Annotated in this window: 18 protein-coding genes; 4 read left to right on the top strand and 14 right to left on the bottom strand. The window is 38.7% G+C overall.

The window, feature by feature from the left end; all coding sequences use genetic code 11:
• The first annotated feature begins 17 nt into the window (after window positions 1-17).
• Together KMW37_RS09415 and KMW37_RS09410 are read left to right on the top strand one after the other, a co-directional pair.
• Window positions 18-209 carry an ATP-binding protein gene (locus KMW37_RS09415; protein WP_215224370.1) on the top strand — a complete coding sequence of 64 codons (192 nt, stop codon included), beginning with the start codon at window positions 18-20 and terminating at the stop codon, window positions 207-209.
• A gap of 561 nt (window positions 210-770) precedes the next feature.
• A complete protein-coding gene (locus KMW37_RS09410; RefSeq protein WP_215224369.1) occupies window positions 771-2,105 on the top strand; it encodes a MutS-related protein in 1,335 nt (444 codons plus the stop codon).
• Window positions 2,106-2,568: 463 nt separating this feature from the next.
• Here the strand turns inward: KMW37_RS09410 and KMW37_RS09405 are convergent, their stop codons facing one another.
• The 8 genes from KMW37_RS09405 to KMW37_RS09370 form a co-directional block, all read right to left on the bottom strand.
• Entirely contained in the window at window positions 2,569-3,756 is a 1,188-nt protein-coding gene (locus KMW37_RS09405; RefSeq protein ID WP_215224368.1) for a dicarboxylate/amino acid:cation symporter, read from the bottom strand.
• A gap of 473 nt (window positions 3,757-4,229) precedes the next feature.
• Window positions 4,230-5,663: a TolC family protein gene (locus KMW37_RS09400; protein ID WP_215224553.1), complete on the bottom strand. Its 1,434-nt coding sequence runs from the start codon at window positions 5,661-5,663 to the stop codon at window positions 4,230-4,232.
• Window positions 5,656-8,823 carry an efflux RND transporter permease subunit gene (locus KMW37_RS09395; protein WP_215224367.1) on the bottom strand — a complete coding sequence of 1,056 codons (3,168 nt, stop codon included), beginning with the start codon at window positions 8,821-8,823 and terminating at the stop codon, window positions 5,656-5,658. The genes KMW37_RS09400 and KMW37_RS09395 overlap by 8 nt, the downstream gene beginning before the upstream one ends.
• A 25-nt stretch (window positions 8,824-8,848) precedes the next feature.
• Window positions 8,849-9,934 carry an efflux RND transporter periplasmic adaptor subunit gene (locus tag KMW37_RS09390; RefSeq protein ID WP_215224366.1) on the bottom strand — a complete coding sequence of 362 codons (1,086 nt, stop codon included), beginning with the start codon at window positions 9,932-9,934 and terminating at the stop codon, window positions 8,849-8,851.
• A gap of 158 nt (window positions 9,935-10,092) precedes the next feature.
• Complete coding sequence (locus KMW37_RS09385) at window positions 10,093-10,512, bottom strand: hypothetical protein (RefSeq protein ID WP_215224365.1); 420 nt, start codon at window positions 10,510-10,512, stop codon at window positions 10,093-10,095.
• 260 nt (window positions 10,513-10,772) lie between these two features.
• A complete protein-coding gene (locus KMW37_RS09380) occupies window positions 10,773-11,510 on the bottom strand; it encodes a GntR family transcriptional regulator (protein WP_215224364.1) in 738 nt (245 codons plus the stop codon).
• Between the two features lie 178 nt (window positions 11,511-11,688).
• Window positions 11,689-12,978, bottom strand: coding sequence for a glucosidase family protein (locus KMW37_RS09375; RefSeq protein WP_215224363.1), 1,290 nt, complete (start codon window positions 12,976-12,978; stop codon window positions 11,689-11,691).
• 331 nt (window positions 12,979-13,309) lie between these two features.
• The gene (locus KMW37_RS09370) at window positions 13,310-13,486 is read right to left on the bottom strand and encodes a hypothetical protein (RefSeq protein ID WP_215224362.1); all 177 of its coding nucleotides are present in this window, start codon (window positions 13,484-13,486) and stop codon (window positions 13,310-13,312) included.
• A gap of 357 nt (window positions 13,487-13,843) precedes the next feature.
• Between KMW37_RS09370 and KMW37_RS09365 the strand changes: the two genes are divergently transcribed.
• A complete protein-coding gene (locus tag KMW37_RS09365) occupies window positions 13,844-15,706 on the top strand; it encodes an HAD-IIIC family phosphatase (RefSeq protein ID WP_215224361.1) in 1,863 nt (620 codons plus the stop codon).
• A 110-nt stretch (window positions 15,707-15,816) separates the two neighbouring features.
• Window positions 15,817-16,485 carry a response regulator transcription factor gene (locus tag KMW37_RS09360; RefSeq protein WP_215224360.1) on the top strand — a complete coding sequence of 223 codons (669 nt, stop codon included), beginning with the start codon at window positions 15,817-15,819 and terminating at the stop codon, window positions 16,483-16,485.
• A gap of 35 nt (window positions 16,486-16,520) precedes the next feature.
• Here the strand turns inward: KMW37_RS09360 and KMW37_RS09355 are convergent, their stop codons facing one another.
• The 6 genes from KMW37_RS09355 to KMW37_RS09330 all read right to left on the bottom strand — a co-directional run bounded on the left by KMW37_RS09355 (window position 16,521) and on the right by KMW37_RS09330 (window position 23,928).
• A complete protein-coding gene (locus KMW37_RS09355) occupies window positions 16,521-17,525 on the bottom strand; it encodes an adenosine kinase (RefSeq protein ID WP_215224359.1) in 1,005 nt (334 codons plus the stop codon).
• A 32-nt stretch (window positions 17,526-17,557) separates the two neighbouring features.
• Window positions 17,558-18,721, bottom strand: coding sequence for a hypothetical protein (locus KMW37_RS09350; protein ID WP_215224358.1), 1,164 nt, complete (start codon window positions 18,719-18,721; stop codon window positions 17,558-17,560).
• 88 nt (window positions 18,722-18,809) lie between these two features.
• Entirely contained in the window at window positions 18,810-19,058 is a 249-nt protein-coding gene (locus KMW37_RS09345) for a hypothetical protein (RefSeq protein WP_215224357.1), read from the bottom strand.
• Between the two features lie 219 nt (window positions 19,059-19,277).
• Complete coding sequence (rimO, locus tag KMW37_RS09340; protein WP_215224552.1) at window positions 19,278-20,591, bottom strand: 30S ribosomal protein S12 methylthiotransferase RimO; 1,314 nt, start codon at window positions 20,589-20,591, stop codon at window positions 19,278-19,280.
• Window positions 20,592-20,775: 184 nt separating this feature from the next.
• A complete protein-coding gene (locus KMW37_RS09335) occupies window positions 20,776-22,242 on the bottom strand; it encodes a Gfo/Idh/MocA family protein (RefSeq protein WP_215224356.1) in 1,467 nt (488 codons plus the stop codon).
• Between the two features lie 525 nt (window positions 22,243-22,767).
• Window positions 22,768-23,928 (bottom strand): hypothetical protein, encoded by a 1,161-nt coding sequence (locus KMW37_RS09330; protein WP_215224355.1) that lies wholly within the window; start codon window positions 23,926-23,928, stop codon window positions 22,768-22,770.
• Window position 23,929 lies beyond the last annotated feature (1 nt).

Below are 23,929 nucleotides of genomic sequence, written 5' to 3'. Positions count from 1 at the left end.
CTTTATCGTTCAGCGAAATGGCCCTGGAATCTCTCCAAGACCTACAAGAAATATTTGTGCCTTTTTACGCAACCCAAGAAGAAGGATCAGGCATAGGTTTGAGCCTATCCAGACATATAATGAAGCTTCACCATGGCAATATCGAGGTCAAATCAAAACCACAGGTCAAAACAATCTTTTCACTGCATTTCCAGCAAGGATTGGGCTAACGAATAATTTAAAGGACCATTAAACCTCCCCTTATCAACGATAAATTTTCACAACAGAATTTAATTTGATAACACTAACAAAGAGATTCAGAATTTCCTTTTGTTGGGATTTGCATCAATATTTTTTCCAATCGCTCGAATAATGTATTTTGGTTTCAACTTTCAAAAAGCTAAAACCAAATTCTTCAGACATTTTTTATGACATTCCCTAAAGATAAATTCCTAAGAAAACTATCTATATATAGGCAAGAATCTAATAAAACAGCAGTCCAGTTAAAAAAACTAAGTCTCATTCGGTTATTTGTGTTCATACTGGGACTTAGTTCTTCACTGTATATTGCCAACGAAAGAATGCTTTTGCCCTTGGTCATTGTGATCCCATTATTTACGGTTCTCTATATTGTTACCTTAAAGCTCTATCAAAACCTTGAGAAAATCTACATTTTTAAAATTAACCTTATCAAGATCAATGAGGAAGAAATTTTAAGATCCGAAAATAAACTTAACAAAATAAAGGCATCTAATATTGATGTATCTGATAGGCATGATTACTGCCAAGACATGGATTTATTTGGTCCACATTCCTTATTTAAGTTATTGAACCGGACGACGACTGAAAGAGGGAATGAAATACTTCGTAATTGGATGCTGGCTCCCGCATTACCCAATGAAATTCAAGAAAGGCAAAAACTGATTCAAGAAATGGTGTTTGAAATTGACTGGCGTCAATCTTTACAAGCTGCAGGGGCTGAATCAAAAGATAAAACTCCAGAAAAGAAATACCTTGCTGATTGGATAAACATAGACAATCGCCTGCTTTCAAAAAAAACTGTCCTTATTGGTCTTTCACTCATCCTTTCTGTTATATCTGTTTTTTCATTGGGATATTTCTTTTATCACCTCATATCTCTGGGAGAAATTAAAGGCCTTTGGCAGACTTCAGCCATATTATTGATCAATACTCTATTTCTCAACAGGCTTAAGCCTGTAGCTGAAAAAAATGCGTTTCATAGTTTTAGCATTGTGAGTTTGTTAGAGTCTTATCATAGGCTTATTTCAGTCATTAATCAAAAAACTTTTTCATCTCCTCTGATGCAAGAATATACCATGTCTTTGAAAGATAAAGACTACAATGCTAAGAAAGAAATAAAAATTCTCTCCAATTTATTAATGAAGTTTAGAATGAGAGGTGCGAAGGGCCAATCCATTGGAGCTAATTATATGTACATCTTATTCAATTACATTTTCCTTTTGGATGTTCATTTTTTACTACAAATAGAAGCTTGGAGGAAGAAAAACAAAAACTATATAAGACAATGGGAAAAGTCTATCGCTCAAGTAGAGGCTATTAGTAGTTTGGCTGGATTTTCATTTGCTAATCCAGCTTTTGCCTTTCCTAAAATCAATGAAAATCTACCCGTTATAAAATTTAAGGAGCTTGGACACCCTTTGATCAAAGAGAATAAAAGAGTTAATAATGACTTTAGTTTAGAAGAAGGTAAAATTGTTATGATAACGGGTTCTAATATGGCTGGAAAAAGCACATTCCTTCGTGCAGTTGGCGCTAATTTAGTATTAGGACTAATGGGAGCTCCCTGTTGCGCAAAAACTGCTGAAATCTATCCATTTAGACTGTTCTCCAGCATGAGAATCAAAGATGATTTAGAAGAAGGAATTTCCTCTTTTTATGCAGAATTGCAGAGAGTTTCCGCCCTACTGGATAAATTGAAATCCAACGAGCCAGTATTCTTCTTGTTAGATGAATTATTTAAGGGCACAAATTCCAAAGATAGAAACATAGGTGGTTATTCATTGATTAAACAGCTCAAAAAACTTGGAGCAACCGGAATGATTTCTACCCATGATCTAGAATTAGCTCAATTGGTTTCATCGTAAGAAATGGTAAGCAACTATAGTTTCAATAGCTCTTTGTTAGATGAAAAGCTTACTTTTTCCTATAAAATTGAATCAGGAATTTGTAAAGATTTTAATGCCAGTGAATTAATGAAAAAGACTGGGATTGAAATAGTGAAACAGTTTTGATCCATAAATTCTAATCCTTTTATTTAAGTTTTGACAATGCAATCCCTACACTAAAAAATCCCCAACCATCTTATCACGATGATTTTACTTTATTCAGTAATTCTATATTATCAATCTTTTAAACAAGTTAATTTTTCAAGTAGGATTTCCCATTTAATTTCCAGCCACCTTCAAAGGCTTGAAACATTTTCAAGAAAAACAAAACTTCCCCAAGTATTAAACATAGCAGAAACCAAAAGCTTTACCCAACTAAACATCGATAAAGAGAGACATCTATCTCTGCCAGACTTGGTTTATAGGGAAAACGCTTCTATTCTTAGGCTGCATTAACCTCAAAGACCTCCTTCTTCACGATCCTATTCACTACCAAGGCTATTGCTCCATCTCCAGTAACATTGCAGGCAGTACCGAAGCTATCCATGGCAATATAAAGAGCGATCATTAAACCGATCATTTCTTCATTAAAACCCAGCATGGCCTGGAGCACACCTATAGCGGCCATAATCGCCCCTCCGGGCACCCCTGGAGCTGCCACCATAGCTATACCCAACATAAAAATAAAACCGGCAAAAACTGGGAAATTTATTGGCATCCCATTGAGGATCATTAAAGCCATAGCACAGGCAGTGATCTTCATGATACTTCCCGACAAGTGAATAGTAGCGCAGAGAGGAACCACAAAACCCGCCACTTTTTCGGATACACCATTTTTCTCCGCTTGTCCAAGTGTTACAGGAATGGTAGCCGCCGAGGACTGCGTCCCCAAGGCTGTAAAATAAGCTGGAAGCATGGTTGCCAACAGTTTAACGGGATTCTTCTTGACAATCGTGCCTGCGATCATATATTGAAGAATCAACAAAAAGATATGCATGGCGAAGATCACCCCAATGATATTCATAAAGACCGAAAGGATTTGGAAGACCTGCCCACTGTAAGCCATATTGGCAAATATTCCCAAAATAAAAAGTGGCAAAAGCGGCACGATCACTCGCTCAATCACCTGCATAATGATGGTCTCAAAATCTTTTACCGCCAGCTTCAAGGTCGACTTTTCCTGATAGGAAAGCCCCAAACCAATTACAAAGGCCAATACCAAAGCGGACATCACTTCGATAACAGGGGGAATTTCTATTGAAAAATAAGGGCTCAATTCCCTGGCGTTTTCTGCTATACTTGATGCGGAGTTGACATGCTCTTCCAAGAGGGCGGGGAAAATCGTAGAGGAAGTAAAAAAGCTCATAAAGCCCGAAAACAAGGTAGAACCATAGGCAATAGCAGCCGTGATCAAGAGCATTTTACCAGCCTCTCTACCCAAGTCTGAAATTGCAGGCATGATCAACCCCATGATTATCAAGGGAATTGAAAAGCTCAAAAACTGTCCAAAAAAAGCATTGAAGGTCGCAAAAATCCTATTGAACCACTCTGGCATATACAAGCCAAAAACAATACCTAGCACAATGGCCATAAAGACCTTAAACAACAAACTATTGACAATACGCTTCATCTAATCTCTAAATGTTAAGTTTTCCGATGATTGGGTTTAGAATCGCTAAGATAGAAGTCCAGATTTTATTTCTCTTCACGCTGATGGATTTTATTGCATTTTATAAGATCATAATAGCCCGCTTCCGCCCAAGCATTAATACTTTCCTTATTCCCTCTGCCCAATATTAATATATTCAGGAGTTATTACTGGCTTATATTAAAGAAGTAATTTATAAAAATGATTATCCAATATGATACAAGTAACCACAAACCCTTTGCTCAAGTGGTCGGAAGTCTGAAGACGGAAGCAATTGATACTTTAATCAAAACGATCGTTTCAATTAGGTTTTAATCTTTATTGGTAAAATTGAAGTTATACAACTTATAAAAAAATCCTCAAAGCCAGAAGCCATGAGGATTTCACCCTATTTAGTAAGTCTATAATTAATATAACCTTTTACATTTCTCTTTTATTTGCTGGAAACAAATGAATTATTTCCAACCACCACCCAAGGCTTGGTACATTTTCACAAAAGCATTCAATTGATGCATTTGTGTCTCTACCAAATCAAACCTGGATTCCAAGGCATCCCTTTGGGTCAATAACACTTCCATATAATCAGCCCTTGCAGACCTGAAAAGATCATTGGAAATATCAATAGATTGCGTAAGTGCCTCTACTTCCTTGGCCTTCAAACCATAACTCTTCTCTAGATTACCTATTTTGGACAACTGATTTGCCACCTCTATATAGGCATTCAAAACGGTTTGCTCGTATTCGAAAACAGCCTGAATCTGTTTTGCGTTGGCACTTTTATAATCTGCCTTGATCGCATTTCTGTTGATCAATGGAGCAGATAGATCACCTGCAATGGAATAAATAAGCGACTCAGGAGTGGTAAGCAAATGAGAAGGATTGAAGGCTTGAAAACCTACTCCTGCCGAAATCCCCAAGGATGGGTAGAACCTGGCCTTGGCCACCTTTACATCCAAATCAGCTGCAGCTAATTCCAGTTCGGCCTGTTTGATATCTGGACGATTTTCCAACAGCTGAGATGGTACACCAGCATAAACATTATCAGGTACCAAGGTGCCTAGCTCTGTTCTGCTTCTTTTTACTGGCTGAGGATATCTACCAACTAAGAAATTGATCTGATTCTCAGTCTCAATAATCTTTTGCTGAATGTCAAACTGCAAGCTTCTGGTATGGTAAACCTCTGCCTCAAATTTACGGACAGCCAATTCGGTTACCTTTGCAGCTGTTTTTTGCAGCCTTACGATCTCCAAAGCATTGCTTTGGATCTCAATATTCTGATTAACAATTTCCAACTGCTTATCCAGGGCCAATAATTCATAATAAGAATTAGCCAATTCCGCAATCAGGTTGGTTACCATGAAGTTTCTTCCTTCCACGGTGGCCAGGTACCTTGACAAGGCAGACTTCTTGGCATTTCTAAGTTTATGCCAAATATCCACTTCCCAAGTTGCAAAAGCCCCAACCAGATAATCAGATAAAGGATCTGGCATTTCCTTGCCAGGTTTGATCTCAGTGTTCGCATCATTGGCACCTTGACTGGTATATCTACCCACTTTTTCTGTACCAGCACCGGCTTTGATATCCACAAAAGGCAAATATTCCCCTTTTCTGGCCCTTACCTCATTTCTTGCTACCTCTATTTCCTGCATGAAGATATTCAATTCCTGATTGTTCCTCAGCGCAGTATCTATAAGGGCATTTAAATAGGGATCTGTGAAATAATCCTTCCAGCTAATTTCAGCTGTATTCGTAGTATCCTGGGAGCCATTAAAGCTCCCGGGAATATCTCTGTTTACTTTTCTCTCGACGACCGAAGGGGTTTTACATGCTGACACAGTTAAGGACAAGCAAAGCACCCCAAGGCCTATTTTTATGATTCTATCAAGCATTTTCATGGCTATATTCTTCTGTTAAAGGAACTTCGTCTTCATCTTGTATCAGCTGTCGGCCATCAGCCAATTTGCCGAAAATATAATACAGGCCTGGGACAATAATTACCCCGAAAATGGTTCCAAACAACATACCTCCCAAGGCAGAAGCACCAATAGTTCGGTTACCAATCGCACCTGCTCCAGTAGCAATAACCAATGGGATCAAACCTGCAATAAAGGCAAATGAAGTCATCAAGATTGGACGGAAGCGCACCTTGGCACCTTCAATAGCCGCATTTAGAATTGTTGCTCCTTCCTGACGCTTCTGCACGGCAAATTCTACGATCAGCACGGCATTTTTACCCAAAAGGCCAATCAACATGATCAAACCAATCTGGGCATATATATCATTATCCAAGCCCATCAACTTCAACAGTAAGAATGATCCAAACACCCCGACTGGCAGAGAAGTAACCACAGCCAATGGAATGATAAAACTCTCATACTGGGCAGCCAAAACAAAGTAGACAAAGACAAGTACTACAAGGAACACATATAGTGCTTCATTACCCCTATTGGACTCATCATAGGAAAGTCCTTCCCAAGCAATATCATAATCCTTAGGCAATGTTTGTTCCGCTACTTCCCGAATGGCCTGAATGGCATCAGCGGTGGTATACCCCTTAGCTGGAAGCCCTCTAATAGCAGCTGAATTATACATGTTGAAACGAGTAACCTCATTAGGCCCTTGAGTTTTCTTCAGCTTCATAAAGGCTGAGTAAGGCACCATCTCACCATTATCATTTTTAACATAAAGGTTTAGCACATCAGATGGCAACCTTCTGAATTTAGGATCAGACTGGACGTACACCTTAAAGAAACGACCAAATTTAATGAAGCCCTGTTCGTAAGTACTACCAATCAGGATATTCAGGTTTTCCATGGCCTTACCAATCGAAACCCCTTTCTGCATGGCCAGCTCATTATCAATTTCCAATTCATACTGAGGATAATTGGCAGCAAAGAAGGTAAACAAACCTGTCAGCTCAGGACGCTTGCCCAAATCATCCATAAATTGCTTATTGATCTTATCAAATTCCTGATAATCGGTCTCCGTAGTCTGGTCCAACAGTCGCATAGAGAAACCACCAGAGGAACCGAAACCTGGAATGGCCGGTGGCTCAAAGAATTCCACAACGGCTCCAAGCCCTTTGGACTCTTCTTCCAGTTCTTCCATGATCTCTTTTACTGAATGCTTTCTTTCAGACCATGGTTTAAGGTTGATCAAACAGGTACCTGCATTGGATCCCCTTCCTTCAGTCATGATCTCATAACCAGCCAAAGAAGATACAGACTCTACTCCGTCAATTTCTTCGCAGACTTCCATTAGCTTATGCGCTACCTGATTGGTTCTTTCTAAGGTAGCACCTGGAGGTGTCTGGATAATGGCATAAATGGTTCCCTGATCTTCACTTGGGATAAACCCTGATGGTAGAATATGGTTTTCCCAAACTATACCAGCACCAAAGGCCAACAGAATAGCAAAAGTCAACCATCTTCTGCTTACAATCCTCTTCAATAAGCCTACATACCTTCCTGTCAACTTATCAAATCCGCTGTTAAAACTGTCCAGGGCTCTAGTAAGCAGGTTACTTTTCTTTTCATGTCCATGATGGTTTTTAAGCAACATGGCACATAGTACCGGTGTAAGGGTCAGTGCGATCAAAGCAGAAATCACAATGGAACTGGCCATTGTAATAGAGAACTGCCTATAGAAAGTACCCACAGGACCTGACATAAATGAAATTGGCAGGAACACTGAAACCATCACCATAGTAATCGCGATAATGGCTCCGGAGATTTCTCCCAATACCCTTTTCACCGCTTGATAAGGTGTCAAATGAGGCATCTCTTCCATTTTTGCATGGACTGCCTCCACCACTACAATAGCATCATCGACCACAATCCCAATGGCAAGGACTAGGGCGAAGAGCGTCACCAAGTTAATCGAAAGTCCGAAGAACTGGATGACAAAGAAGGCTCCAATCAAGGAAACCGGCACCGCCAGAATCGGGATCAGTGTCGATCTCCAATCTCCAAGGAAGATAAACACTACCAAAGCCACCAGGATAAAGGCATCCCTTAGGGTGTGAATCACCTGCTCAATGGATGCGTCCAAAAATTTGGATACATCATAACTGATATTATAATCCATTCCAGGAGGGAAAGAGGCTTTCATCTCTTCCACCTTATTTTTCACTTCCTCGATCACATCACTGGCATTACTACCATAGTTTTGTTTCAGTACGATCGCTGCTGAAGGTTTGCCATCCAAATTGGAGTAAATATCAAAGAACTCACTACCTAGCTCCACCTTACCAATATCTTTCAGATGGATACTTTCACCTTCTGCATTGGCACGGATAATTACATTTTCATATTGCTCAGGCTCATTATATCGTCCTTTATAAGTCAACACGTACTCAAGAGATTGGGCCTGTATACCCGAACTTCTACCTAGTCTACCAGGACGTCCCACAATACTTTGCTCCTGCAAAGCTTCCATTACCTCTTCAACTGAAATATCATATGCACGCATACGGTCTGGATTTAACCAAACACGCATGGCGTATCTACGGCTACCTAAGATCTGCGCCTTTGCAACCCCCTTGATCCTGTTGATCTCAGGGATCATTTTCACATTGGCATAATTGTACAGGAATTTCTCATCCAAACTTTTATCCTTAGCGTAGAGGTTGACATACATCAACATACTCGGCTGAATAGGCGTAATCACTACCCCCTCCCGCTGCACCAGTTCGGGCAGCAAAGGCATCACCTGGTCCACCCGGGTCTTCACCCTGATAACGGCCTGATTAGGGTCAGTTCCAGGTTCAAATATCACCCTTAAAGTGGCTTCACCAGCACTAGTGGCATCGGTTGCCATATAACGCATCCCCTGAACACCATTGATGGAATTTTCCAGGGTAATCAAAGTAGACTTTACCAATACATCGGCACTAGAGCCAGGGTAGGCAATAAAGATATTTACCGATGTAGGCGCAATTTGTGGGAACTGTGATATAGGCAGCTGCTTGATCGACAGCGCCCCCACAAAAACGATTAGGACCGAAATGACTATGGCAAATACGGGCCTGTGTATAAATTTCTTAAACATTGCTTTTGCTTTTTAGGACACTCAATTATTCAGCATACAAATCCAGTTCGGACAAGGCCGTTGCCGGCTCCACGAACTTGCTTTTGATCTCTTCATTCTCTCTAACTAAGCGCAATCCTTCAAGCAGAATTTTATCATTTACATCAATACCATCTTGAACGGCATAGATATGTGGTAATTCAGCAGCTATGGTAATAGGTTTTGATCTAATGATATTGTCCTCACCTAACACATACACATACTTTTTATCCAGCACCTCAAAAGTTGCTTTCTGAGGAATGATCAGGGCATTATCCAATGGTACGCCCATAATGATATTGCCGGTCTCTCCATGTCTCAATAGCCCTTTAGGATTTGGGAAAGTAGCTCTGAACGGGATATTTCCTGTCTCGTGGTTAAAATCAGCCTCGATGGTCTCTACCACTCCAGGGAATTCAAACATTTTATTGTTGGCCATTAATAGATCAACCTTCATCAGGCTGTCCCTTTGGACATTGGATTTGTAATCCAGGTACTCTGCCTCCGGAACGTTATAATAGACCCACATTTTACTGTTGTCGGAAAGATTGGATAACAATTCGCCTTCCTCTACTAAGCTTCCTAATCTCACATGGAATCGGTCAATAATCCCATCAAAAGGAGCTCTGATTTCGGTAAACTGTAAGTGCACTTCTGCCAATGCTTCCTCCGCTTTGGCCTTATCCAATTTTGCCTTGGCCATGGCAAGCTCATTTGGAGCTACCACATCCCTATCAGCTAGGGACTTGGTGTTTTGGTACTCTATTTCCGCAAAGCTCACTTCTGCTTTGGCTTTTTGAAGTTCTGCCTCATATAGCTTTGGCATGATTTGGAACAAAAGCTGCCCCTTTCTCACAAATTGTCCCTCATCTACATATATTTTTTCCAAGTAACCTCTTTCCTGTGCCCGCAGCTCGATGTGGTTAATGGAATGAATTTGGCAAACATACTCTTCAGTGATGGTTGTGTCCATTCTTGCTGGACTGGTGACCAGGAACTCAATTTCCTCCTCGTGTTTTTCTTCTCCGTGGGTGGTACAGCTTGTATGCCACAAAAGGGCACCCAAACTCATAAGCATGAGAATTCTCTTCATGATAATTTTCTTTTTTAATGAATAGAAATAATGATGATTTTAGAAGTGTGCAGACAAACACACGCTCACTTTATTCTTGGCAGTCTGCACAAAGAATAGGTGATTAAATAAGGATTGGGAAAGTAAGGACTAGACAAGCCTCCTACTTCAAAAAAGTATCATATCCTGAAAACCTCTATCATTAGGTGTAATCTATTTGATACAGTATTAGCGAAGTGCTTACGATAATGTAAGCCCCGATCAGGATTAATATAGCGAAACAGGTCCTTTAAAACCTGCGCAAAAAACAAGGCAGCAAAATAATTGCTACTTTCTACATGCTTCTTAAATAATCTAATTTCATCATCCTCTTCTTCAAAATCAGAGGTGTCGAGCTGGAATCCATCCTTTTGGGAGACTGATGATAAAGACTTTAGGAAAACATCATGGGCATTCTTTACCCCAATACCAGAAACTTCAGTGATACTGGCAGGGGAAAATGTGTTCGCTTCCTGGTACTTGTGTGCATATAGTTGACTATACCCACTAGACAGGACAACACATAGGGATAAAAGAATTCTTACCAAAAACTTTACCATCAGACCGCAAACCTAGGCAAAGAATTTTATTCAGTCAAGAAGATTATTATTAAATATTCTTAATCAAAGCCCATTATTTTCAGGACATTCCACAAAAATCGGCCTAGTTTGTAACAGAAACCATATTATGATTATAAAAAGAAAAAGGCGCCACCTGTCCGCGAAAGCAAACCGTAACGCCCGTTATAATTGTATTGCTCTTATTAATTAGATTTTTGGATCTAAAAGCCAAAGTCTAAAAAAATGCTTTGGAACTAGATTTAAAGTTCTCTCTTGATATCAATATCATAAGAGAAATAGCCTGTGTGATAATAAACCATATTGTACTCCACTGGTCGATCTCCCAAGTCACAGACTAATCTCTCTCTTTTCAAGACTGGAAAATCCTCCTCTAAATCCAACAATTGGGCGGTCTTATGATCAGGAAGAATAGCCTTTAACTTTTCCTTGGAGACAGCAACCACCACATCATGCTCCTCTTCCAAAAGCTCATACAAAAGCTTTTTGAAATTCTCTTTCCCAGTAATCCCCACCCTAGGATGAAAATAAGAAACAGAATAAAGGTATTTTGCATCTTTGTCTCCTCTTACTTTTTCCAATACCCATACTTCTCTACCTTCCTCCACACCTAGGGCTTTACTCACTTCCTTGTCTGCATTTTCTAGCGACACTTTCATCATATAATCCACCACCTCGATGCCCTTGTTCTTCATCTCCTTGGTAAAACTGATCCAATTGTCCAGTCTGGTAGAAATTTTCTTTTGAACAACCTTGGAACCTACTCCCTTTTTTCGCTCAATTACCCCTTCATGAACCAATTTGTTGATAGCTTGTCGAATGGTGTTTCTGGAAACACCTAAACTCTTAGACATGGCAGTTTCCTTAGGCAAAAACTGATCACCATTGATATACTCTTCCCTCTGAATCAAATCTCTAAGGTATTTTTCTATCTGTGCATGAAATGGCACAGGACTGTCATGATCCAATTTAAAATCCATATTTCAACTTATATTTTGCTCCAACAACTAGCAATACCAAGTATTGCCTTGACATTGCATATGATAAATTTCACCCCCAAACTAATCTACAATGAAAATAGTTTAAAACGGATAAACTTATTTAAAACTAGCCTACAATATAACTAAAAGCTTATTTAGAATATAGTCACCACTACACTTATTCGCTTTTAGCCCAATTTCTAAGCTCATTTATGGCAAGAAAAAGCACTCCTGCTGAGCCCCGGAAGGTGCCTGAGCCTTCTGGTCTATTATCAACAGTATACCATTCGTAAAAACCATCATTTTCTACTACTCTAGAGGTCATGGGTAAAATCTGCTCGTAAGCCTCTTCAATAAAGCCATATTTGACCAATTGGACGATCATTCTTCCCCCAAACCAAGTCCAGTCACCACCATTTTGATAGCTGTATTCTGGGTTCATGATTTGGTTTTCAAAGTAGCCCTTTGGATAAGGAGGATATAAGGTTAATCCTATCGAAGGGGCTCCAGCCTGCTTTACTCTTGAAACCATTTCATCAATGGAGACTTTTACCTCTTCCCTTGAAAGTAAGCCCGCCTCAATGGCAATGGCCGTACCTCCGAAATAATAAATTTCATTTTCATTGAAATCATCAGGAAATGGAGAACCCTCCAAATAAATATGAGGAATAAACTTTTGGCGTTCTTCATCCCATAAATATTTTCTGGTATTTAGCGCTATTTGATCCCTGATTGCCCCCAATTTTTCTTTGGTTCCGGGCATCATTTCCATCAAGTTATCCAACGCTATTATAAACATGGCATTGTCATAAATATCAATTGCCCTATGGGTATTTTCATCCAAGTCAACTCCCCAGCCATGCTCTGGCTGCACATCGCCCCAGTCAGCAGTGGTAGCTCCCCATATTAAACCATATTCTTCAGAATAACGCTTCTCCATCAAGAATTCCATCGCCCATACTAATCTGTCAGAAACTTTCTTTCCTCCTATTTCCTCGTCCAAAATGGATTGATCGCCGGTCACTTTTATGTACTTATAAACCGTCTGTACCAATGAAGTTTCCTGATCGGTTTCCACAGTATTTTTATGTCCAGCATACCTTGGCTCCAATCCTGAATAACTAAAATCAGTTTCTCCTTCTCCAATCTGTTCAGCCGGGGTAAATCCATCAATAATATTCCCATCTTCTCCTTGCATACGAAAAAAAACAAGCAAATTCTCCTTCAATTCACTATTTGGAAAGACTTCAGCAGACAAGTCTATGAAAGTATTGTAATCCCTGATCCAAACTTCACTGTAACCATCACCAGCATTAAACCCTGTATTGACCACGGCCAATGCTTTATCCATAACAAAGTCGAAATCCTTATTTTGAAGGATCTTTTCTGCTAGTTCATTTTGAGAACTTGATTTGAAATCACAGGAAAAAGCCATTAGGATTAGTCCCAGCACTACTAATTTTCGCATTTTATTTTGGATTTAATCATCTGACATTGAAGCAGTAATAAATTCACATCCCATCCTTTATTTGGTTTTGGCCCCCTATTAAATTTCAGGGTTCCTACTTTCATCAGTTCATTTCTATGGACCCAATTATTATCTACTGTCTGGCCATTCTAAGACACTGATTGGACATGATGGTTTTCGGCCTTTTGCCAACTATACCCCTAAAAATCAAACAAGCCTACTGAAACCAGTACATAGCAAGTACCTAGTTAGCCTTACTCCTCATCCTGCCTACTCCATATCCACCCATAATCACGGTTTCATGGGCAAGAATCCACTCCACAAGATCTTCCTATCCGACATTTATCTTATCTTCCATCAATGGAAAAGAAGGATAAATATCATAACAAGAGTGGTTCTTAACTTTTGTTTCAGGAACTAAATAATGGCTGTTGACCTTTGTATTTCCTTCCTTGCCACTTTTGTCTTCAACAAATATACAAATCATCAAGATTATATGTTTAAACATATTATTAAAATTTATACATTACCCTCTCAAAAGTTTGTTGCCGCATAGAAAGAGGGGCGCTCATTGATGTTTTCATAAAGACAAATCACACAGGCCTACACTAGACATAGGTTTAAAAGGTACATTTTTAAAAAGGTGGATAATTGAAATTCCAAATCGGTTTTCGCTTATTTTTCGCCAAAAAAACCGCAAATAAGATATTCGGTTTTTCCTAAAAATTTACTAAAAATAATCTTATTTTTTTATTCAAAATACTTTATATTGTATTCTAAAGGCATTTTTATACAGCTAAAAATATCAAGAGTAACTATTACAAAACCATTTATCCTAGAATAATCTCACTTAATCCACACAGGTATGAATTTCATCGATCAAAAAATAAAATTAGTGATCTGGGATTTGGATGAAACATTTTGGAAAGGAACCTTAAGTGAAGAAGGTATCTCTCCTATTCAAGCCAATATAGATTTAGTTAAAACCCTTACAGATAGAGGCATAATAAATAGTATCGTATCCAAAAATGACCCTAATCAGGCTGAAGAAAAACTTAGAGACTTAGGTATTTGGGATTACTTTATATTTCCAGCCATAGCCTGGAGTCCAAAAGGCACCCAAATAAAGGACATTATCACCAAATGTCAATTAAGGGATAACAATGTTTTATTTCTGGACGATAACCACTCCAATCTAGAGGAAGCCAAATTTTTCAACCCCAATATTAATGCGTTTTATCCCGACTTTATCGAAAAAATAGAGTCTCACCCCTCATTTCAAGGAAAAGACGACAGGCAACATTCCAGATTAAAACAATATAAGATTCTTGAGAAAAAACATGAAGCAAGCCTTGAACATGATAGCAATATTGATTTTTTACGGACTTCCGAAATAAAAATCGAGCTCATTTATGACGTCCAAAATCACATTGATCGAGTACAGGAATTATTGGAAAGAACCAACCAGTTAAATTTCACCAAAGCCCGATTATCAGTGGCTGAAACCAAGGCCTTACTAGATTCTCCTGACAATACATCTGTGTTAATACATGTAAAAGACAATTTTGGAGATTATGGAATAGTAGGTTTTTACAGCTATAACCCTAAAGACCACTTCTTGGATCACTTTGTATTCTCGTGCAGAATCCTCAACCTTGGCATTCCGCAATATATTTATGCAAAATTGAATTTCCCAGAACTGGAAATAGTCGAAGAGGTCGCTGAACAGTTGGATAATAGTACGCCAGACTGGATAGAAGAAATCATCACCGAATCAGGCATCTCGCAGTCAATTTCCTCAAGAGAAAACACCAATAAGCTCAAGTTAATCTTTAGGGGAAACTGCGATTATAAACAAACACTCTTTTATGTTGCCAGTAACTTAGAACTTAAGGAAGAGGTCAATTACGTCTCCTCTAACATGCCCATTTATCCATCTAATTCACAAACTCTACTAAACAACCTTTTCCTAACTGAGCAAGAAAAGAACTTGTTTACTCGAGCTGATTATATTCCATTTATTGATTCCCATTATTTTGACTCCAATATATTTAGCAGCTCTTATAACTGCCTAATCTATCAAATCAATACAGACTGTACTCAGGAAATCTACAGGCACAAAAAAACCAATATCCTCTTACCTTTGGGTAAAAGCGATGAAAATATTTGTGATAAAAAAAATCATCCTAATATCATCAGTACCTTAGAAAAAAGAGGAGTAAGCAGCATTAACGAAGCTTCTTTAGAGAAATTTGGAGAAGAATTTGAACATATCGGAAAATTAAGCCCAGAAGATTTTATACAAAATATGGAAAAAATCTGCGGAAATCTCCCTAAAAACACCCACGTCATATTCATCAATGCCAGTGAATCGTTAAACCGACATGCCACCAACAAAAAATACAATGACCGATATAAAATAATCAATATGGCCTTGGACACTTTTATCCATTCCCATCCTGAATATCATTTATTGGATGTGAGAAATATGGTAACAAATCCAAATCAATTCGCTCCTACGGGGCACCATTTTAATAGAGAGACCTATAAGGATATAGCCTCCGGCCTGCTCAGTATTTTAAGTGATATTTTCCAAGAATCCATTAAAGCTAAAATTAGCCCAACGGCTGTTTTTATTTCCAACCTTAAATTACAATACACTCATTTCAAAACATTTGTCAGAAATGGAATCTGGAAAAAAATTAAAAATGCTTCCATCAATTTGTAGCCAACTTGTTCTATTTAATAACATTAGAACAGCCATTTGGCAGAAATTGAAATAGAAAAATCTAGTTTTTAACCACGTTATAAGCTATATTTTGGTCATAATTAATCACTATGATTCGTAATAAGCTTGAACTTTTCATCAAAGAACTAAAGGGGAAAAAAATTATTAACCAAGATAAAATTGACCTTCAATCTTATGATGAGATATCCAGGGAAATCCCCGAAATGCTTACTCTTCATGATATAGCTAACTATCGCCCCATTCATCTCAATGACGCCTGCAAGGAATTTTACGGTTTTAAGAACAATTTCCTAAAGGGGATGGATTATATATATTATATCAAAACCATTCACCCAAGTTATTATCCTACCCTTTTTAAATCACTTACCTTCTTTAATGAGGATCAAGAGGATTTTTTAGATTTAACTTACAAACTAAAAAATGCTGAAGGAAACTGGGACATCATGATCGGCACCACCAAAACCGTCACTCGATCGGTAGATGGAAAACCTCTCAACGCCATATCCCTTTTAGTTCCTGAAAGGGATCACAACCCAACCCAAACAGCTCCAATGCTACTGCTTGAAACCCTAACGAAAAGGGAAATGGAGATTTTCTTGTTGATCTCAGAAAGCAAAAAAACGGGTGAGATAGCCCAAGACCTTTTTATCTCCGAGGAGACTGTTAAAAAACATAAACAAAATATTTATAAAAAGCTTCAGTGTAATAAAACCAGTGAACTGGTCAAAATGGCTTTTGAGTTGGGTTTAAAATATTAGGCCGATTATCCTTCAAGGATAACCGGCCCTTTTTGTTATAATTCAGGGTTTAACCTTTCCAGAATGTCCTTTGCTTCATGCCATTCCAACCTTGGCCCAAATTGGCTTACAATTTTGGAGGATGCTAAACTTGCCAGCTTACCACTTGATGCATAACTGTGTCCATTGGTTATACCATAAAGAAAAGCCCCTGCAAACATGTCACCTGCCCCATTACTATCAATTGCCTGAGTAGGATATGGTTCAATATCTATAAAAGTATCCCCATCAAAAATCATCGCCCCGTTTTTACCTTGGGTGATCACAAAATGCTTGGCCACTTTTTTCAATTCTTCCCGGGCTGCCATCAAATCATCCTTTCCTGTATACAGCATGGCTTCTTCCTCATTACAAAAAAGCAGGTCTACACTGGCACCGATCACATCCACAAATCCATCTCTGAAATATTTTACCATTGCAGGATCTGAAAAGGTCATGGCCACTTTGGTCCCATTTTGTTCAGCCAACTTCTTGGCTGCTTTCATGGCTGCTGTTCCATTAGGAGAGGTAATCAGGTAACCTTCTATATATAAAAATTCACCGTCATTGATAATGGATTCATTAATATCAGCTGTAGAAAAATCCTGGGTAATCCCTAAAAAGGTGTTCATGGTTCTTTCAGCATCTTCAGTAACCATGACCAAACACTTCCCTGTAATCCCCTCTTCCAAATTGGTGACATTAAGGTTATGATCTACACCTGAAGCCTTAAGATCTTCCACAAAAAACTTCCCCAAAGTATCATTTGCCACCCTACAGTTATAATAGGAGCTTCCCCCAAATTGGCTCACAGCAATCATTGAATTGGCTGCAGATCCACCACATTGCTTCTTAGCCTCTGCAGTATTGATCACCCTCATCAATTCATTTTGACGATCTTCATCCACTAAGGTCATCAATCCTTTCTCAACCCCATTATCGGCAAGAAACTGATCACTTACCGTAAACTCCATATCCACTAGAGCATTCCCCATGCCCACTACATCATATTTCTTTTTCATTATATCTGGCCCCAAGAACCCTTTATGTTTATTTATTCAAATATTTTATGTCTTTCAAATGGTTTCTCACGATCGAATAGATACCTATAGGTATGATGAGTTTTATAAATCGTAGCATTTAATTGTTCACAGACCCGCATCATTTTCGGGCTGAAATCCCCTATCCAGTTCATCTCGATCGTCTTATATGGAAAAGAACGCTTTCCACTCATATCATTATATTTTTTGACCATTGCACTTTCCACTCCCTTGCCCTGGTGCTCTGGAACCACCCCAAAGACCAATCCGAGCATTTTATTCGGAGGATTGAATGTTTTATAGTAAAGAAATTTCAATTTGCCCATCAAGTTCAACTTTCCATTGACATGTTTGAATATCATATTCAACTCAGGAATGGAGATAAAGAAACTGATGGGCTCATTTTTGTAGAAACCAAAAAAGATCAACTTTTCATCCAATACCGGCTTTAGCTTTTTCAGCATCATCTGGGCCTCTTTGATGTTCATGGTTTTACCCATATGCCTAGCCCACGCCTTGTTATAAACTGTGATGAAATATTCAGGGAATTTTTCTATAAGCTCCTTCCCTTTCAGATAGCGGTAACTATAGTCCGGATCATCTATGGTAATTGCAGCTCTTTTATGAAACTTGGGGTCAAAGTCCACACCCTGAACCGGGCGCATATAGGTATACTGTTTGAAATAAACCTGAAAGCCATAAGCCTCAAAGAAATCCTGATAGTATGAAAAATTCCAAGGCATGTTATAATTGGCTGGACTGAAACCATCCACTAATAATCCCCACCACTTATCTCTTTCTCCAAAATTAACAGGGCCATCCATCGCTTCCATTCCCTGCTCTTCCAACCATACTTTTGCTGTATCGAACAATAAAAAAGCCGCTTTTTGATCATTGATACATTCAAAAAAACCAGCACCACCAGTTGGCTGTTTATCCTTCCACTTTGGATTGGTAAAGGCTGCAATCCTTCCAATGGTTTCTCCCTGATCACTTTTCAGCAACCACCTTTTGGCTTTTGCTCCTTTTCTAAATAGGTTATTGGTTTCCGGATGAAACAAACCTTCTATATCATCATCCAAAGGTCTGATCCAATTTACCTCATTTTTGTATAGGCGCACGGCCATATCCAGAAATTCTCTTGCATCTTTTGCACTGGTGACTTCCAGTATGTTCATCTTTCTCCCTGTTTTTTTGAAAGGCTAAAAATAGGGAGTTTGTGGGGAAAGAAAAAGAAGCCTTTTGACAAGCTTCTTCATATAACAGTTATTTCTTGAACATCAATTCCTGATAATACTTAAATCGAACAAATCCCCAACTTTTTAAAAATTCCTTTCGGTTTACAAGTCCTTTTGATTTTAACCTTCTATAATCTATGATTGGCCGATAAACCACAAAATAGACTATAAAGCATTCAAGAAAATTAGCAAAACTGATATACCTAAAAACATAAAGCTGCATCACTAGCATCATGGGCAAAAGTGTCACAATATGATAGGTTATCAGCTTTTTCATCTCATTAGGTTCTACAGTTTTCTTAAGATCCGAGAAAACTATTTTGGGCTAAAGATTGGCGCTGGTTTTATTCAGACACCTCAAATACCATCAGATATAGAAGTACTTTATCCAATAATATAAGTAAAAAGATCATTAATACTTGATTTTGCCCCAAAAAACTAAAGGCCACCCGCAGGGCAGCCTTTAATCAAAATTCTATTTTTTGTACTTGATAGATCAAGAAACTACATCACCATATAGGTCAAATTCACTAGCTTCATTCACTTTAACATCCACAAAATCACCTATTCTACAATAATGTTTTGAAGCATCTATAAGCACCTCATTATCCACCTCCACAGAGTCAAATTCTGTTCGGCCCACAAAATATCCATTTTCCTTTTTGTCTACTAATACCTTGAAAGTCTTGCCCACTTTTTCCTGATTAAGGTCAAAGGAAATCTGTTCCTGCACTTCCATTAAATTATTTGCTCTAGCCTGCTTTTCTTCTTCCGGAATATTATCCTCCATAGAAAAAGCGTGGGTATCTTCCTCATGAGAATAAGTAAACACACCTAATCTTTCAAACTTCATGCTCTCAACAAAATCCACCATCTCCTGATATTCCTTTTCACCTTCTCCAGGATGGCCTGCTATCAAAGTGGTCCTAATAGCAATTCCAGGGATTTTTTCCCTAATGGAATGAATCAGATCCTCTTGTTTCTCACGACTGGTACCTCTCCTCATTATCTTCAACACATCACTTGAACCATGCTGGAGAGGAATATCCAAATAATTACAAATATTAGGATGCTCGGCCATTACATCTATTACATCCATTGGGAAGCCGGTAGGATAAGCATAATGTAATCTTACCCAGTCAATCCCATTGACATCTGCCAAGGATTTCATTAGGTCAGCCAACCTGCGTTTCTTATACAGATCAAGGCCATAGTAGGTAGAGTCCTGCGCAATCAAAAGCAACTCTCTAGTACCATTTGCTGCCTTATGCTCTGCTTCTCTCACCAACTCCTCAATAGGCTTGGAAATATGGCCTCCACGCATCAAAGGAATGGCGCAGAATGAACAAGGTCGATCACAGCCCTCGGATATTTTCATATATGCGTAATGGGATGGGTGCGTCAATAAACGCTCCCCTACCAACTCATGTTTATAGTCTGCCTTGAACTTCTTCAAAAGAGCTGGAAGATCACGTGTACCAAAGAATGCATCCACCTGGGGGATTTCCTTTTCCAGATCATCCTTATACCTTTGGGAAAGACATCCGGTAACATAAACCTTCTCTACCAAACCCTGCTCCTTGGCCTCCACATATTGCAAAATGGTATCAACAGACTCCTGCTTGGCATTATCAATAAACCCGCAGGTGTTGATGATAACTATATTATTATCTTCTTGCTGAGACTCATGAGATACATCGATCCCATTCCCCTTCAACTGTGTAAGCATCACCTCAGAATCCACCAAATTTTTGGAGCAACCCATGGTGATGATATTCACCTTATCCTTTTTTAATGTTCTCGCCTTCAAATCTTTTCTACTTTGCTGCAAAAGTACGAAAAGTTATACAATCCGCATGATATCCTTCCATTTAAGTATTAAAGGACAAAGACATCCAGATCCAGACCCAGATAAAACAATTCCTCTTATAACAAATTAGGCCATGACTAATAAGTCATGGCCTAATTATATGTAGTTTCTGAACTATGGTAAATTAAACTTCCCAGCCTTGACGGTATTCCCTACCTACAAACTGATTTGCCTCTTCAAGGTTGGTAATTTGCATTTTTTCACCATCCCAAAGCAATTTCTTTCTACCATAATATTCTGTTCTTCCTTTAGAGTTCTCTCTTCTGAGCATATAACTACGGATAGCCAAGTTACCCATCAATACAGTCTCCGTCATTGGACCTGCATAATCGAAAGAAGATGTCAATCCCTTATGTTCTTCACTTCCAAAACCTGCTTTACAAGCATCCACCCACTTACGTTGGTGCCCATATTCTGGTTCTGGGAAGTCCTCCGTTTGAGGTCCAAACTCAGTAGTACCATCATTATAATACAACTTAGGCATCAACGGTGAACTGTCATTGATATTGGTAGAGATAATTCCTTTATCACCAATGATCAATACACCATTTGCACTTTCTGCACCTCCGATATCATGATCAGCAGGAATAATATCAGGGTGAGCCGGACGGATTCCTCCATCACTCCATGTCATCTCAATTGGTGACTTACTTTTCTCAGTTGCATCAAAGTGCAAGGTGATGAAAGAAGAAGCCGGACAGCCTTCCGGATGATAGTCTGGAGTCCACATTTGACTGTAAACCGCACCTACACTACATTCTGCATCCTTAGGATAATGAAGTCCCAAAGTACGGAATGGAATATCTACCAAGTGACACCCAACATCTCCAAGAGCACCAGTACCATATTCCCACCAACCACGCCAGTTGAACGGATGGATATTAGGTGTATAAGGGATTTTCTTCGATGGGCCTAACCATAGGTCCCAAGACAGATCATCTGGCTTTTTGCTTGGATCTGGTTTAGGGAAAGAATTTCCTTGAGGCCATACTGGACGGTTGGTCCAAATCTGAACTTTAGAAACCGCTCCCACTTTACCTTCATTAATCCAATCTTGCACAATCTGTAAATAGGGATTTGAACCACCTTGGTTCCCCATTTGAGTTACAATTTTCTTATCCCTAGCCATTTGCGTAAGCATTCTGGCTTCGCGGATATTATGTGTCATTGGCTTTTGTACATAACAATGTACACCTCTTTCCATAGCATATTTTGCAGCAGGCCCATGTACGTGGTCAGGTGTGGAAATAGTTACCGCATCAATGTCCTTCTCATTGTCAAGCATCTCCCTATAATCGGCATACAATTTTGCATTTGGGAAATTCTTTACTGACTGCGCAGCGGATCCTGAAAAATCCACATCGCAAAGAGCTATAACTCTTTCACGGCCATTAACTGAAGCATTCTTGATATCACTGATACCTTTACCTCCTGCTCCAATCGCCGCGATGTTCAATTGGTCACTTGGTGCAGTATAACCTACCCCACCCAATACATGTCTTGGAACAATAAGTACTGTAGAGGCTAAGGCTGCATTCTTGATAAAGTCTCTCCGTGAATTGTTGGTTGTTGTTTTTTTTGATTCTTCCATTGGTTATAAAACTGTTGGGTTATGTGCTTAATCGAATTAACAGCCTAATTTAGGCATTTTTATTTCTCAAGCACTATTATTTGAACATAATATTTAATCAAATTTTAGCATTCAATTGGCTCAGGGAATTTCATTTTGCATAGAATAAAACAATCCAATTACCCTATGCATTCCATGCAAATCAACAATTATATTCTTCTACAGAAGGTCACAAATAATAAAAGAAAGAAAATAAATCAGGTATAAATTAAGCAGTCTACACAACCAGAGGGCAAAGGTTACAGAAAGGCCAATCTCTTTATGTTAAATAATCATTAACAGAAAAATTCTGATTTAAACTATTCATAACGACACATATTCAGGGGCAGACAAATAAATATATACTTTTGATACTCGTACAGCAAACGATATTTTTTCAACTCCTTGCTTTACTTTTTCAAAGAGGCGCTGATGTAAATCAGTGCCTTTTTATTTGCTGTTTTTAAAAGTCATTAGCCCTATTAATTAAAAACAATAAACTGGATCTCATTCTTGAATCAATTTAATCTTATAAAAAACCGTATAATCATTCTCTCTTTTTTGAAAGTCTACATCATACCAAACATCATCTCCATTTACTTTGGCCAATAAGCCAAAATACTCAGGCACTTCCAGGTCATTGCTCAGCTGCCGCCCATCCCATACCCTCAAATGTTCCTTATTAATTTTCCTTATCTCTTCAAAAAAACTCCGCATATTATCCTTGTATTGCTCATGTAGACTTTTCACTTCCTCATGAGGAACTCCTTCTGCATAAGCAATAAGAAAACGATTATCAGAAACATACTCCAAATGCCTGATCTGTCCGTAATAAAAATCAGTCAAATCAAATGCCCCATCTCCCATATCCTGCTCCACTCCTTCTGCTTGATGAAATACCTCAAATGGAAGCGAGACGATACTTTTGGGCGCTTCAAAAACAGCTCCTGAATAGGTAAATATCTTTGGCTCGCTACTAAATGAAACATAGAGCTCTTCCTTTGAACTCGCTAAAATAGGACGAGTATGTACATCGTGAAAAAGGTGACTATTACTAGAAAACATACTTTCCTTCGGAAAAGGGACAATGGGCTCATATTCTCCAGTGGCTAAATTCAGCATTTCCAATTGCCGTGACTGTATTTGCCGCTGTATAGAGAACCCAAGATCGTCAGACCGCCCCTGAAACCAAGAGACCACCTTTTCTTTCCCAATCTTTACCGTATTCTTACCTGAAGAAACAATAAAGCGACTTCTACCATGGAAATCTGGTCCATAATGCTTTATTAGCCGACCTTCTAAATCATACCTAAAATGTCCTTTGTCCGAAAGCACCAAAAAACTTTTCTCATCGATAAACACAGGCTTACCTATATGATAATCTCCATATTTTCCAGGCCCTTCACCATTCAATGTCAACTCACTGATTATTTCCCCATTATTGCCAAATACCAAGAAAGTTTTTGTAGGCTGATCATAAGCCAAAAATTTACTGCCATCAGGAGAAATATCCTGAAGATACACCTGCCCCAAATAGTCCAAAACCAAAGAATCCAATATTTCCACTGAGTAATTAAGCAATTCAGACTCAGAATTCGAAGTGGTATTTTTATTACAAGCAAAGAAACATAAGACTGATAATGCAAAAAGAAGGAATCGGTCAAACATA

This window comes from Echinicola shivajiensis (assembly GCF_018642165.1).
GTDB classification, from domain to species: domain Bacteria; phylum Bacteroidota; class Bacteroidia; order Cytophagales; family Cyclobacteriaceae; genus Echinicola; species Echinicola shivajiensis.
The sequence above is the reverse complement of the archived record's forward strand: the minus strand, read 5'-3'. Positions and strand labels throughout refer to the sequence as shown.